Raw genomic sequence first — 14515 nt, 5'->3', positions numbered from 1 at the left:
TTTTATGGCAAAGCAAAGAAAATTAATAGATGAGTATAGTTATAAAATAGTATTACAACAATTAGCTGAAAATGAATACTTAAGCGTTAATACAAGTGAGTTTAATTTTAAAAGCTTTTCAAATGAAAAAACTTTGTTTGAGTATCAAGCCAAGGCTTTAGAGAATGCTTTTAGAGTTTTATTAAAATTTTATAACGATTATAATGCAAATAAGAAGGAATTTTATAATAAAGAGTATAAAAAATATCCACATTCAAATTTAGACTATTTAAAACCAAATGATTTATTGCAAGAGTATTTCGAGCTGCTAGGTAAAAGAATAGAATTTTGTCATTTTGTAAATCGTATGAGTTTTTGGATGACGATGGGAAGTGGTAAAACTATCGTTATTATCAAGCTTATAGAACTTTTAGATAAAGCAATGGAATTTGGTCTAATACCTAAGAAAAATATCTTATTTTTTACAGCAAATGAAGGATTATTGGATAGATTTAAAAAAGAAGTTGATGAATATAATCTGCTTAAAGAAAAAAGCATTGATACGATTAGTTTAAAAGATTATGAAGATAGACAAAGATTTGGCAGTGTATTTGACTCTCAAATTATAAAGCTTTTTTGTTACAGGGCTGATTTAATAAGTGATGAGAGAAAAGAGGCAACGCTTGATTTTAAGGACTATCTTGATGATGGAAATAACTATGTAATCCTTGATGAAGCCCATAAAGGAGATAAACAAGATTCTAAAAGACAAAATATATTTTCAATACTTGCTAAAAATGGATTTTTATTTAATTTTAGTGCAACTTTTACTGATGAATCAGATATCGCAACGACTATTTATAATCTCAACCAAGCAGTTTGGGTTAAAAAAGGATATGGTAAAAAGCTATTTTTATTAGATAATGATTTAAAAGCTTTTAAGGAGAAAACTGATCTAAACGAAAATGAAAAGCAACAAGCTACGTTAAAGTCATTGCTACTTTTAGCTCTTGCAAAAAAATATAAATTATCTAATGCTTATCATGATCCAATGATGGTAGTTTTTACAAACTCAGTCAATACAGTTGAAGCAGATGCGGAGCTATTTTTTAAAACCTTGCAATCCATTGCAAAAGATGATCTTGAAGATACATTTAATGAAGCCATAAAAGATCTAAAAAGAGAATTTAAAGACACTAAATATCTTGTAACGGATAAAGACGGGGAGGGCGTATCTGAATTTGCAGAGCAAGTGGCTAAAATATCTTTTAATGAGTTAAAAGAGTTGGTTTTTTATGCAAAAAATGGAAATATAGAAGCTATTGTAAATCCCAAAGATAAAACAGAGATTGCTTTTAAATTAGATAGTGCAGATAAACCATTTTGTTTAATCAAAATAGGAGATATTAGTTCATGGCTTAAAGAAAAATTAAAAAATATAAAAATTGATGAAACATTTAAAGAAGAGAGTTATTTTAAGTCTTTAGACGATAGTAGTATAAATATCCTTTTAGGAAGTCGAGCTTTTTATGAGGGTTGGGATACAACAAGACCCAATATTATGCTTTTTTTAAATATAGGCATGGATAAAGAAGCTAAAAAATTTGTAACTCAATCCATTGGTAGAGGAATGAGAGTTGAATCAGTTAATGGAAGTCGTCAGAGAATAGATTTTATAGATACCGATAGAAAAGCTCAAATTAGTAAAAATGCAAAAACTTTAGAGACTTTATTTATTGTTTCTACAAACAAAGAGGCTATTGAGTCTATCATATCATGGCAAGAGGAGCAAAATAAAGGCATAGATTGGCACGAAGTAACGCTTAAAAGAGGTGAGATAAATAATAAAATACTTTATATACCTATATATAAAGAACATAAAATAAGTGCGGATAAGATAAGTAGCAAAAAGGCTTTTAAATTAAGCGATAAGAACAAAGAGGATTTAAAAATTTATATCAATAATCTTACTCCTCAGATGTTTGCTTTAAAGCATAAACTTTATAATAAAAAAGAGTATGACTTGTTTGCTCAAATGATAAAAAAAGATGACGCTTTTTTTATCGACAAAAATACTCATTATAAATCTTTAGATGTTTTAATCCAAAAGCTTACAAATAAGCTTTATATCAAACAAAGTGTAGTAGATACATTTAAAGCTTTAAACGATGAGATCATACACTTTAGAAAAATAAAAGTAAGAGAAGATAAAAAAGCGAAGTTTGAAGAAACTGTTTTAAAAGTAATTAAAATGCAAAATTTAACAGATGAAGAAGTAACACAAAAAGCAAAAGAAGATGGCATTTCTTTAAAAGAAGCGATTGATTTATACCAAACAACAGATATATATTTTAATAATGCAAAGTTTCAAAAAATTTTAAATCATTACTATAATCCTGTAATAAGTGGAGTAGATCTTGATTGGATAAAAAATATAATCTCAGAAGAGAGTGAGGTGGTCTTTTTAGAAAAGCTCACAGAAATTTGTAGAGATATTGATAAAAAATATGATTGGTGGATGTTTAGTAAAATAAGCCAATACCACGATAAAGATATCTATATCCCATATACAGAAGATGGGGAAGAGAAACAATTTTATCCTGATTTTATTTTTTGGTTACAAAAAGATAATAAGCAAACAATACTATTTATTGACCCTAAAGGGGATAGATTTGGAGATTATCAGCATAAAATTGACGGATATAATGAAGTTTTTTTAAATAAAAATTTTAATATTGAAAAAACTCAAATTGATGTAAAACTGGCACTAGTAAGGATAACAAATACAACAGTTGGAAAAGAGTATGAGCATTATTGGTTTTTAAAAGATAACTTGTTAAGTATTTTTGATTAAAATTTAATAATGTAACAAACACAAAGGTGCTGCAAATCTTTGTGTTTGTTCTAATCGATAGCTTTTTAGAAAATAAATTATATTATTAAAATACAGATTGGTTTTTGATCGCTAACCTATGCTTATACTAATGATCTTAACCATTATCAAGCTATAGCAAGTCTTTAAGCGAGTATGAGTATGCAAGAAGCACTGAATTTTGCAAAGCGAATATCTGTAAACACTATATGCATAAAATTCATAGGCGATACGATATTTATAGTAGGCGGAATTTGTTTATTTTATATAAATTTGTAAATTTATATTCGGCAGACCTATGCTTAAGGCTTAAAATAAAAACCTATCTCTACCATAGGAATAGGTGTGGCTAAATTTTAGTTTATTGCTTCTAATCACAACATTTTCTCAAATAAAAAATGAAGGGCTTGATTTGGTATTGAAAAATATAAAATTATTGAGCCGTACTTAAACCTGAAAATAGAACATTATTAATTGAATAAATAAATAGCAGAAACTTAACTTTAGAAGCTTTCGAATTTTTATCAAAAAATGACAAAGAAATGATTAATTATTGCAAACAAGATAACTGAATTGTATATCCTGCAACAAAATGTTAAATATTTTTAGATATTTTCAAGCACCGATTCTTTGCTTATTCTGCTAAAAGCATACTCCTGTATTATATTATATTTACTATATTTATTGCTTTTTGTTTTTCTATATTTATCTTATTCCTGCAAATAAAAAGTAACTATTGCTCACTACAAACATAAAAGCACTGCGGGCTGAAAGAGTATTTCCTAAGATGTATAATTTACCTTTTTAAAATAAGGGATAATTTTGCGATTTGATTTTTCTTGTCTTTTACCACAACTTTTGGTTATTTTATTTTTTAAAGTACTCTTTTAGGTTTTGTTTTTATAAATCTCCATTGTCTTGTACTACTATTTTTTCGTGTATTTTCTTATCTCGTTTTTTACTATTTCTTGATTAAGTTTTTTGGAATTTTAAATTGATTGTTCTCTTGTTTTCTTTTTGTATATTTTTTCTTTCTTGCAATAACAAAAGACGACTAGATTTTTATGTTTAATTGTCTTTAAGTAACAATGTTATATATCGAAAAGTTCTGTCGGATCTATTTTAAATTGTAACATATTTGCACTAAGCCTACCGTTATCTCCACCTTTTCTTTGTATTGTAACTTTTCCTAGTTTTATAGATCCTCTAGGACTAATTTCTACTTTCCCATCTGCAAAATAATAATTTATTACTTCATTTATATTTTTTAAAATCCATCTAGCATTTTCTTCTAATTTTTGAGCAACTAATACCCATTCTGCAGAAAATTCACCCCTTCCCTTTAATATATCCGATATAATAAGTAATTTATTATCATTTAACCAATTTAAAACTAAATTTATTTCTTCTTCAGTTAATTCATCCATAAACATTCTCCTATTATCTCTAACATTATTTTTATATGGTTTAAGCTCTCCAGTAAAATATTGTAAAATTTTATATATATCTGAAGGAATATTCCACAATTCATTGTAACTTTTTAGCCACCTTTTATCAACTTGATTAAATCCTTTTTTATTACTGACCAATTTTACTTGTATATTCTCAATGTCAAGAGCATCTTTTAATTTAACTTGAACTTTTACATTTAAATCTGATTTGTAGCCACTAATAACTATTGCTTTTACATAATCTATTCTTTCTAAATTATATCCCATTATTATTAGCCAATCTCTGCCCTCATTATCAATTTCCCAATTATTAAATTTATCAGCAATATGCTGTTCATTCTTAAAACCATCTTTTGCAGTTTTTGATCCTAACTTGACTCTATAAATTTCTCCCATTTTTTTACTCTTATACTTTAATATTTTTAATCATTTCTTTTACTATACTATCTATAACATTTACAGTCATCGCATTACCTGCCTGAGACAATACTTTATTGTTATTTAGTTTGTATTTCTTTATTTTTTCTGCAATATGCTTAGGAAACCCTTGTAGCAAGAGTGCTTCATATCCATTGAGTCTTTTTATTTTATTGTTTTTTATATAAAGTAGCCCATGTCTCCCTGTTCTAAGTGTAGGAAAAGTTTTATCATAACGCCTTAAATCAGACTGGCGCCAATCAATAACAAAATTTTCCCAACTTAATACTTCTTCATTGGTAAATTTATTATAATTATATTTGTTAGATAAATATTTTTGAAATGTTTTATCTAAAATATCTAGTTCTAAATTATTTTCTTTGTCTAAAAAATAGTCAAAATTTTTTTTAGAAATATTTTTAATAGGAAATTCAAATTTTCCATTATCATACTCTTTTTTAAACCCAATAATATATATTCTCTCTCTCATTTGCGGAACACCATAATCAAAGCTATTTAAAACTTTATAATAAATATTGTATCCAATACTTTCAAGTTCACTTTTTATTGTTTTAAATGTATTCCCTTTATTATGGTTTAATAAACCTTTAACATTTTCCAAAATAAAGTATTTCACTTTCTTTTGCTTCATAATTTTTATTAAGTAATATATTATTTGTCCCCGCTCATCTTCAAAGCCAGCCCTTTTTCCAACAATTGAAAATGTTTGGCACGGAAATCCTGCTATCATAAAATCAAAATCTGGTACCTTATTTATTTCTAATTTGGTTAAATCACCATAATTTCTATTATCATCAAAAAATAAATTATAAGTTTCAGCAGCCTTTTCATCTATTTCACAATGTCCCGCACATGTAAGTCCATTATTTTCTAATCCAATTCTTCCTCCTCCAATTCCTGAACAAAAATCAAAAAATTTTAGCATATCATTACTTTCCTATTTTTCAAAATTAATTACTTCTCCGATATTACAATCTAAAGCTAGACATATCTTCTCAATATTCTTTAAAGATATATACTATTCTTTTCCATATTTGCTATACAATTTGTAGTTAAATTAGATTTCTTTAGTAAATCTTTTTTCTTCATATTTTTTGATCATAATAGTTCCCACAATGGTTGATATGATATATGCATACTTTTCTATCTTTATTTAATAACTTTTTCTATTTATAACAAAAACTTGAGTTTTCTCAAAAATACTTTTTTGCCCTAGTGACCCGTAAATTGATCTGCTTTTAAGTAATATTTTTCGATTTGGCTCATATCTTTTACAATAACTGTTTCAATTGCCAATATTTACTTAGTTTCATCATTGATGTAAGACTAGGTCTATCAAATCTTGTTCCACTTGCTCATTTAATTTAAATTTCTTTTTGATAAATCTTTTATAATATCATCCTTAAAATATAAATTTATAAATACATCAATAGTATTTTGTATTGTTTGATCGTGAGAAATAATGGCTCAAGTGTTTGTCAATTTCACTCCTATTTTGTTTTCCGTATTATCAATTTTTATCCTCTATTCCCATCTTGACTTTGAGACATCATCTTTATATATATGTGTAATATATCTATCGCTGCTGGCGTTATACCAGAGATTTCACTTGCGGCAAATAGCGTTGGCGGAGCGAATTTTTCAAGTTTTTCAACCACTTCATTGCTTAGTCCGCTTATGCCACGGAAGTTGAAGCCTTCAGGGATCTTTACGTTCATCATATCTTTCATCTTGTCTATCTGTCGTTTTTGTTCAGCAATGTAGTGGCTGTATTTGCATTCGGTTAGAATCTGCTCCAAGCAAACATCGTCTAAATTTGTAAAAAACTCATCAAGCTTTACTAGCTTTTCGCGTGTAAAGCTCCTGCGTGCAACTATCTTTTGTAGCACTACTTTTTCGCTTATTATATCCTCATCAAGTGAAGCTAAAAACGATAAATTCTCTTTTGATGGCGTGATCTCTTTGGTATTTAAAATTTCAAGCCCTTGCTTTAAATTTGAGCGAATTTTCTCAATCCTTGCAAACGTCGCTTCATCTATCAGTCCAAGCTCACGCCCATATCTACCAAGTCTTAAAATGGCGTTATCTTCGCGTAAAAGTAGACGGTATTCGGCACGGCTGGTAAACATCCTATACGGCTCTTTTGTTCCTTTAGTAACAAGATCGTCTATCAAAACACCAATATATGCTTCATCTCGGCGTAAAATAAATGGCTCTTTGGCGTTTAAGCTTAAAACTGCATTTATACCAGCCATAAGCCCCTGAGCTGCTGCCTCTTCGTATCCTGTCGTACCGTTTATCTGCCCTGCTAAGTAAAGCCCTTTTAGTTTTTTAGTCTCTAGGCTGTGTTTTAGCTCAGTTGGGTCTACGTAGTCGTATTCTATAGCGTATCCGTGGCGAACGATACGAGCCTTTTCAAAACCCTTAATCGAACGTAGCATAGATACTTGAACTTCATAAGGTAGACTTGTTGAAAGACCGTTAATGTAGTATTCTGTCGCTTCAAGTGTTTGTGGCTCAACGAAAAGGTGGTGGCGGTCTTTATCACCAAAGCGATTTATCTTGTCCTCAATGCTCGGACAATATCGTGGTCCAACACCCTCAATCTGTCCTGTAAATAGCGGAGCTTTATCAAAATTTGAGCGTATCGTCTCGTGTGTGGTCTCGTTTGTATATGCGATATAGCAAGGTAGTTGTATGGGGTTGAAATTCTTCGTTCTAAATGAAAATGGAGTAGGAGTGGTGTCGCCATTTTGCAACTCAAGTACATTAAAATTAATCGTTTTAGCGTCTATCCTAGGGCAGGTACCTGTCTTTAGTCGCCCCATATTTAGCCCCAATCTCCTTAAGCTCTCGCTTAAATTTTTTGAACTTAGCTCACCTACGCGACCAGCTTCAAGCTTGTTAAATCCAACGTGGATAAGCCCATTTAAAAATGTGCCTGTTGTTATGATGAGTTTGCTCGTATTATAGGTGTTACCAAGATGAGTTGTCACACCTATGACTTCACCGTTATTTGTTAAAATTTCAGTTGCTATCTCTTGCGTTATCTCTAAATTTGGTGTATTTAGCAGTAAATTTCGCATAAAAACGCGGTATTTATCCATATCTATTTGAGCACGTGAGCCACGCACAGCTGGACCTTTTGATTCATTTAACACACGAAACTGAATACCTGTTGCATCCGTAGTAAGTCCCATCTGACCGCCAAGAGCGTCTATCTCCTTGACTAAATGCCCTTTTGCTAGGCCTCCTATAGCAGGGTTGCAGCTAGCTGCCCCGATCTGCTCGGCTAGTATTGTTATTAAAAGTGTGTTTTTACCCATTCTAGCAGCTGCTAAACTCGCCTCAATGCCTGCGTGTCCGCCACCGACAACTATAACATCATAGTTCATATTTATCTCATTTTTCACTAAATCTGCCTTTAAATTTTTGCGATTTTATCAAATTTGCTATAAAATAAGGCTTTTAAAAATTAAATTTAAACTTATAAAATAAAAATTAATAAGCAAGTATTTTTAAATCAAATTCGAATAATTAAAACAAAAAGGATAAGCCTTGCCCCGCAGATATCAATCCAAGCTTAGACTATCTCACATAAAAACTTTTAGAAGCCATATCAAACTAAATGGCACAAATACCAAATCTAATTTTTAAATATTTTGTGTTTTTTTGATTAAAGTCATTTTCTGATTTTTAGTTTAAATTTAAAATATCTCATAAAAGCTACCGCTAAAAACTCTTATGCTAAAAATTACAAAATTTTAAAGGAGATATATACTAAGCCCAGAAAACACAGTCCAAACTCTTCCAAATTCTATAGTGGATAAGGCTAAAATGCCACTTTTTGATGTGGTGATTTTAGCTATTATGACCGGAGTATTTATAGCTAATGGGAAGTATATTTTGTACTCACAAACTATACAAATATCATAAACTCAATCAATCGGCTTAGCAAATTTCATTGGTAGTATCGCGTTTAGCTGCGGCTTGATCATGGTTGTATTTTACGGTGCTTATCTTTTTTACGAGCTCAGTTTTAAGTGGTGTGAGCGTCTATGATGATAAGCTAAAATTTATGCAGATGTTGCGTTATTACGTAATTGTGTGAGTGTTTTACTTTATCGGTGCAGTGCTTGTAGCATATGCATTTTTACTCAGGATTGCCATTTAATTTGATGAATATATCTTAAAAAGTTTTATTGCAGTGGCTTCTGACAAAGCAGGTGCGGTATTTATAGAGCTATTTTTATGTGCGATATTTTGTAATATATTTGTCTGCACGGCGGTTTGGGCGAGCGAGTAGTACGAGCGATATAAATGGTAAATTTGCAATTATGTGGATGATAGCTACATTTGTGGCTTGTTCGATTGAACACTGTGTAGCAAATATATTTACCATAACTCAAGGCTTGATTGCAAAGTCGCACTATCTAAAACAAGCTTGGCGACATAGAGTCACTTTCGCATAAGTTTACACAGTTTAACTACATCGTATCAAAATCCATGTAGCCTTTTTAACTCAGGATCTATTAACTTTTTCTCGCCTGTTTTAGTAACACTAACATACGTTGCCACCGCACTTGTTACATGCACACACTCACGAAATCCACTCTCATTTAGCCTAAGTGCAGTTACTTCGATACGTGTTGTGATAGATGTTGAGCCTGCTTTTATGATCTTAGCGTAGCAACTAACGACATCACCTATAAAAACTGGCTGTTTAAAAACTATCTCTTGCATAGAGATGGTTACGACACGTTCAGGTGCGATCTCGCGTGCTGCAATCGCTCCTGCAAGGTCTATCTGGCTCATTATCCAACCACCAAAGATATTTCCAGCTGAGTTTGTATCCCTTGGCAGTGCGACTAGTTTTATGCGTGGTTCACCAAAACTTGATAAATTTTCCATATTTTTCCTTTTGCTTTGTTTTTATTGTATTGTAGCAGAAAAATTTGAAATAATATTAAATTATTTTATGATAAAATCTCTCTTTTAAAGGATTTATATGAATGATTTTAAGAGATTAAATGAGCTTGTGCGTGAGCAAAAAGCCCAGCTTAACAAACTTTATAAAAATTTAAATGATGAGCTAATTATTAAGGCTTTAAAAATTTGTGGTTTAAATGGTAACAAAAGTGAGCGTATAGCGGTGCTTCGCCGTATTGTAGACCTTAAAGTTGACCCACTTGAAAATGAGCTAAAAAAGCTTGGCATAGATGAAAATGAGCAAAAACGTATATTAAATTTGATGTTTGAATTTGTGAGAGAATTATATGAAAAACGCCACACAGAGCTTATAACACAGGTGAAAAATGAGAAGATATTAGATGATTTTAATGTGGCTATCATAGAGGCTATGCACTCAGTTGGACTTGCTTTAAATGCGTGGCAGACGGTTTGGCAGGAGCGGATCATCGACACGACAAATAAAGAGTTTGAAGCTAAATTTGATGATATTACAAAGGCAGTTGAGTTTATAAGCAAGAACACTCTGTTTCAAACGGATGCAAATGGTGTAAGAGCAGATAGAACTTATGGTGCGGTTGTAAAGTCAAGCGAAAATGGAGTGGAGAAGTTTAGCTTTGCACCTTATGCGGTGGCGTTTGCAGATGAGGTAAAAGTCGTGATAAATGCCTTTAAAAATGCACTTTTAAATTTAAAAAATCTAGCCAAAACAGATGAGCATAATAAATTTATAATATATTTTGAGCGACTTAAAAACGCCTTTGCCGAGCGTGAAAACGACAAGGTTATCGCAGCGTGGCAAGATGCCGAGATAGCTTGGATGGATGTGCGTGGAGCATTACAACCCGGACATCCGCTTGAGTATTACGAAGATATCTACACTCACGCAGTGGCTTTGGAGTGGGATATACGCTTAGTTGATGACGGTGGCGTTGATGAGAGTGAGTTTAAGGCTCGTGTTAAACGCAGTTACGCTCAAATTTGTGCGGATATAAATTTGAATGATATAGCACTAAATAGGCAGGTAAATGCAAATATTGAGCGAACCCAGCTTTACATCTCTGTGCCGATGATTTACTACGCGGCGGAGCTAAATGGTCTTTTTAGTGCACAGGTCGTGCCAAATGATGAGAGCGTGAGTGTGGCGTGCGGTAAGAAAATTTTTGCCTTTGTCAATCACGTCTATGAGAGTGCTAAAGCAAAGCCATTTATGCGTCTTGGAAGTGAAATTTTTAGCCATGAGTTTTTAAATTTTAACCGAGAGATTTTATTTTTAAAGCCTGATGTTTGGAAGAAAATTTATGAGATTTCAACTATCGGACATGAGTTTGGACATATTTTATTTATCGCAAATGATACAGAAGCTACTATGAATAAAAGCGGTGTGTTTAAATTTATTGAAGAGTATAAGGCTACAACTGGTGGGCTTGTTAATTTCTTTTTACACGAGGATGAGCGGTATAAGATGGGCGTGTTTGCTGAGCTTATCGCACGTTCTGTTGGGCTTGTTGGATGGCGAAAGGTAGATGAGGTTAGGGCGTATTACTGCGAAGGACTTATTCATCTTAGTCTGCTTTTTAAGACCGGGGTTTTGAAATTTGACGGTAAAAGTTTAAATGTAGATATGAGTGAAATGGCATATGAGAAGTTTAAAACGGCTTGTTTGGTAAATTACCGTGACCTAGCCACTCACTACAGCAAAAAGGTTGATGCGAGTGAGTTTTTACATAAATTTTGCGTTAAAGACGGTGTGAGTTACCTACCAAAAGATAGCAAAACGCGAGAGTTTGTGGAGTATTTTTATTCACGATATGAAGCTATTGGCAATGAGCTTGATGAGAGTGGCGAATGGGAGCGATGGCAGAAGTTAGCAAGTAAATTGGGATAAAATTTGATAAAAGTGTTTAAGAGACTTACAAATAACAATACACTATCTTTTTTATACACAGTAGCTCTTTTTACGATATATTTTATTGCTTTGTATAATCAAAATGAGTTTTATAGCAGTGTGATATCTGTTGCTATGAATGTTAGCATAGCTACTATTATAGCTTATAACGTAAAAGATAGTAAAAATTTAAAGCACTATTGGGCGTTGATAGTCACAGCTATATTTACTTGGGCTGTGGCTGATGCATTTATGCTATTTTATAGCTTAAAGGGGCATAATACCGAATGGATGACATATAAAAGAGTCGTTCATATCGTGTATTTGTTGCCATATATATTGTTTTTGATAGCTTGCATAATGATGTTTATAAAAAGTATGAGAAATCGCTTTTGGCTTCAGACATTTCTTGATATAACTGTTGTTGTTTTGTTATATCTTAGCTTTTTTTGGGCCGTAGTATTTAATCACGATATATCTTTGGCGTTTTCATCTATGTTTTTTATCCATACGATATACATTATCATTGATGTCGTGATGTTTTGCTGTGTTTTTATCATCTACTACTCTTTACATAATATTAAGCGTAGACTGTCTTTTTATTTTTGTCTACTTGCTATTGGCACCCTTTCTATTGTCAATACATATTTTAATATCACTTCTATGCACGATCAAGATATTATAAATACATACTTTAGACTATGTTTTGAGATAGTATTTGTGATATTTTTATTTAGCTCTTTTTATATTAGATATAATGAGATGTTTGCGAGATTTGGTAAAAATAGTGATGATTTTCATAAAATTTTAATCAGCAAAGTAGTAATGGCACTATTTTTGATAATTATTTCTATAGGTGCTATAGGAACATTAGACGTTACGTGGTTTATGTTTGTTATGATGACAATACTATTTTATAGTATCTTAACATATAACATATCAAGTATAAAAAATAGTAAAAATTTAATAGAAAAAGATAGACAGATAAGAAAGAAGCTAGACAGAGTAGTAAATGAGCGTATGCAAGAGCTTAATCAAACAAATAAGAGATTAAAAGAGTTAAGCGAGTATGACTTTTTGACAGGTTTGTTAAATAGATCTTGTTTTCTTGATAGGCTTGAAGAGATGATAAAGACTAAAGGTATTGGTGAAAATATATGCGTTTATAATATCGATCTGATACATTTTAAAGCTATAAATGATACTTACGGACACTATGTTGGCGATGAAGTTTTAGTAACACTTACAAAAAATATAAGTGAAATTTTGCCAAATGGTGCATTATTTTCTAGATTTGATGGTGATGATTTATATATCGTTGTAAAGAGTGATAAGTTTGAGTATTTTAAAGAGCTTATTGTAAGAATCTATTCTGTCATAAAAGCTTTGATTACTATAGATGAATATAAAATTTTACTAAATGCAAAGATAGGCTTTAGCATAACCGAAACTAGTGAAATTTTAATTGACGATCTGCTTGCTCAAGCTAGTGCTGCATTAAGTGTTGCAAAACGTGATATAAATAGTGTTTGGGTGTTTTATGATGATGTAAAAGATATTTTGCAAGAGCAAAACCATATCGAAATACTTTTAAATTCGATCGACTTTGATAAGGAATTTGAGCTAAATTTTCAGCCACAGTTTGAGCTAAATACTCAAAATCTTATCGGAGCAGAGGCTCTTTTGCGTTGGCATTCACCTATAAAAGGTAATGTTATGCCATCTAAGTTTATCCCTATAGCCGAGCAAAGCTCTATCATTATAAATATAGACAGATGGGTTGCCAAACAAGCCATAAAACAAATCGGCAAGTGGAATAAAAAATATGGCACAAATTTAAAGATATCAATAAATGTATCTTTAAAACAGATGGATAGTATCGTGTTTGCAAATGAGATATTAAATTTAATGTCAGCTTATGATGTCAACCCAAGTTGTGTTAATATCGAGATATCTGAGAGTAGTTTTGTAATAGCAGACGAGACTTTGCAGAAGGTGGCTAGTGTATTTAAACAAAGTGGCATAGGCGTAAGCGTAGATGACTTTGGTGCTAGTTTTTCATCATTTAACTACATCAAAAAATATATGATAACTAGACTAAAAATATCAAAAGAGCTAGTGGATAATATCGCTACGAGTGAATTTGATAAAGCTGTAATAAATATGATAATATCACTGACAAAAACCATAAATATCAAAACATTAGCTGAAGGCGTAGAAAGCATCATTCAGCTTAAAATTTTAAAAGATCTCGGTTGTGACGAGATACAGGGCTTTATCTGGGGTAGAGCTGTGAATGCAGATGAGTTTGAAAAACTGATAATAAATTCTATCTCACAACGCTAGAATACTCCAAATTTTCATATTTTAAAATATGTTTATTCGAGTTTTTAGCACTTAGGCTTATCATTTTTGTAGTTTCATCATTTCTTGGGATTATGATATGAACTTTCTCACCCAGAAATATAACAAATATATTTTTAAGCTCATAAATTTCACTAATATCGCTAAATGCAAATTTCTCATTTTCTCTTAACTCATCTTTATAATACGCCAAATACTCATCATTTACTTCAAATTTCATTGTTTTTTCTACTTCATTGCTTCTTAGATTTTTTAGTGCTTTTAGTCGTCTATTTTTTAAAAAAAATGGATAGAAAAATACCCAAAATATGCCAAAAGCAACGCCAATAATGGTAAAAATTTGATATCCGGTAAGTTTATCTATCACAAATCCAGCAATCATAGCTTCGCCAAATATACCTATCGTGTTTATCATCATCTGTTTTCTTGCTTTTTTTGAATAAAACAAAACAAATGCTTGATAATCAAGCAAATCCACACTTTTTAAATTTATCTCTTGTGTCATAAATGCTCCAAATTTTTAAATTTATAAGATTATATCAAAAAACAAGGATT

General features: G+C 31.2%; 10 protein-coding genes. 3 read left to right on the top strand and 7 right to left on the bottom strand.

Annotation, left to right across the window (positions count from 1 at the left end; genetic code table 11):
- The first annotated feature begins 4 nt into the window (after positions 1-4).
- Complete coding sequence (locus KDE13_RS02025) at positions 5-2833, top strand: DEAD/DEAH box helicase family protein (protein ID WP_212142713.1); 2829 nt, start codon at positions 5-7, stop codon at positions 2831-2833.
- Between the two features lie 1109 nt (positions 2834-3942).
- On the opposite strand, the gene KDE13_RS02020 is transcribed toward KDE13_RS02025, so the two are convergent.
- From KDE13_RS02020 to KDE13_RS01995, 6 genes are all read right to left on the bottom strand, one after another.
- Positions 3943-4698, bottom strand: a complete 756-nt coding sequence (locus tag KDE13_RS02020) for a PDDEXK family nuclease (protein WP_212142712.1) — start codon at positions 4696-4698, stop codon at positions 3943-3945.
- Between the two features lie 10 nt (positions 4699-4708).
- Positions 4709-5665 carry a DNA (cytosine-5-)-methyltransferase gene (gene dcm / locus KDE13_RS02015; protein ID WP_212142711.1) on the bottom strand — a complete coding sequence of 319 codons (957 nt, stop codon included), beginning with the start codon at positions 5663-5665 and terminating at the stop codon, positions 4709-4711.
- 12 nt (positions 5666-5677) lie between these two features.
- Positions 5678-5755: a helix-turn-helix domain-containing protein gene (locus tag KDE13_RS09485; protein WP_420838373.1), complete on the bottom strand. Its 78-nt coding sequence runs from the start codon at positions 5753-5755 to the stop codon at positions 5678-5680.
- Positions 5756-6257: 502 nt separating this feature from the next.
- The gene (gene mnmG / locus KDE13_RS02005) at positions 6258-8135 is read right to left on the bottom strand and encodes a tRNA uridine-5-carboxymethylaminomethyl(34) synthesis enzyme MnmG (RefSeq protein ID WP_212141772.1); all 1878 of its coding nucleotides are present in this window, start codon (positions 8133-8135) and stop codon (positions 6258-6260) included.
- An 854-nt stretch (positions 8136-8989) separates the two neighbouring features.
- On the bottom strand, positions 8990-9142 hold the full coding sequence (locus tag KDE13_RS02000) for a hypothetical protein (RefSeq protein ID WP_212142710.1): 153 nt from the start codon (positions 9140-9142) through the stop codon (positions 8990-8992).
- Positions 9143-9237: 95 nt separating this feature from the next.
- The gene (locus KDE13_RS01995; RefSeq protein ID WP_212140072.1) at positions 9238-9651 is read right to left on the bottom strand and encodes an acyl-CoA thioesterase; all 414 of its coding nucleotides are present in this window, start codon (positions 9649-9651) and stop codon (positions 9238-9240) included.
- Between the two features lie 97 nt (positions 9652-9748).
- Here KDE13_RS01995 and ciaB point away from each other — a divergent pair, with 97 nt between their 5' ends.
- Complete coding sequence (gene ciaB / locus KDE13_RS01990; RefSeq protein ID WP_212142709.1) at positions 9749-11596, top strand: invasion protein CiaB; 1848 nt, start codon at positions 9749-9751, stop codon at positions 11594-11596.
- Between the two features lie 12 nt (positions 11597-11608).
- Complete coding sequence (locus KDE13_RS01985; protein ID WP_212142827.1) at positions 11609-13942, top strand: putative bifunctional diguanylate cyclase/phosphodiesterase; 2334 nt, start codon at positions 11609-11611, stop codon at positions 13940-13942.
- Here the strand turns inward: KDE13_RS01985 and KDE13_RS01980 are convergent.
- Entirely contained in the window at positions 13926-14465 is a 540-nt protein-coding gene (locus tag KDE13_RS01980; protein WP_212140074.1) for a hypothetical protein, read from the bottom strand. The two genes, KDE13_RS01985 and KDE13_RS01980, sit on opposite strands and share 17 nt — an antisense overlap.
- Positions 14466-14515 lie beyond the last annotated feature (50 nt).

Source organism: Campylobacter anatolicus (assembly GCF_018145655.1).
GTDB lineage: Bacteria > Campylobacterota > Campylobacteria > Campylobacterales > Campylobacteraceae > Campylobacter_A > Campylobacter_A anatolicus.
Note: the sequence above shows the minus strand (reverse complement) of the source record. Positions and strands in the feature narration are given on the sequence as shown.

Coding starts and splice junctions, on each gene's coding strand:
- KDE13_RS02000 (WP_212142710.1), bottom strand. CDS start 9,142: ATGGTAAATATATTTGCTACACAGTGTTCAATCGAACAAGCCACAAAT.
- KDE13_RS02025 (WP_212142713.1), top strand. CDS start 5: ATGGCAAAGCAAAGAAAATTAATAGATGAGTATAGTTATAAAATAGTA.
- dcm (WP_212142711.1), bottom strand. CDS start 5,665: ATGCTAAAATTTTTTGATTTTTGTTCAGGAATTGGAGGAGGAAGAATT.
- mnmG (WP_212141772.1), bottom strand. CDS start 8,135: ATGAACTATGATGTTATAGTTGTCGGTGGCGGACACGCAGGCATTGAG.
- ciaB (WP_212142709.1), top strand. CDS start 9,749: ATGAATGATTTTAAGAGATTAAATGAGCTTGTGCGTGAGCAAAAAGCC.
- KDE13_RS02020 (WP_212142712.1), bottom strand. CDS start 4,698: ATGGGAGAAATTTATAGAGTCAAGTTAGGATCAAAAACTGCAAAAGAT.
- KDE13_RS01980 (WP_212140074.1), bottom strand. CDS start 14,465: ATGACACAAGAGATAAATTTAAAAAGTGTGGATTTGCTTGATTATCAA.
- KDE13_RS01995 (WP_212140072.1), bottom strand. CDS start 9,651: ATGGAAAATTTATCAAGTTTTGGTGAACCACGCATAAAACTAGTCGCA.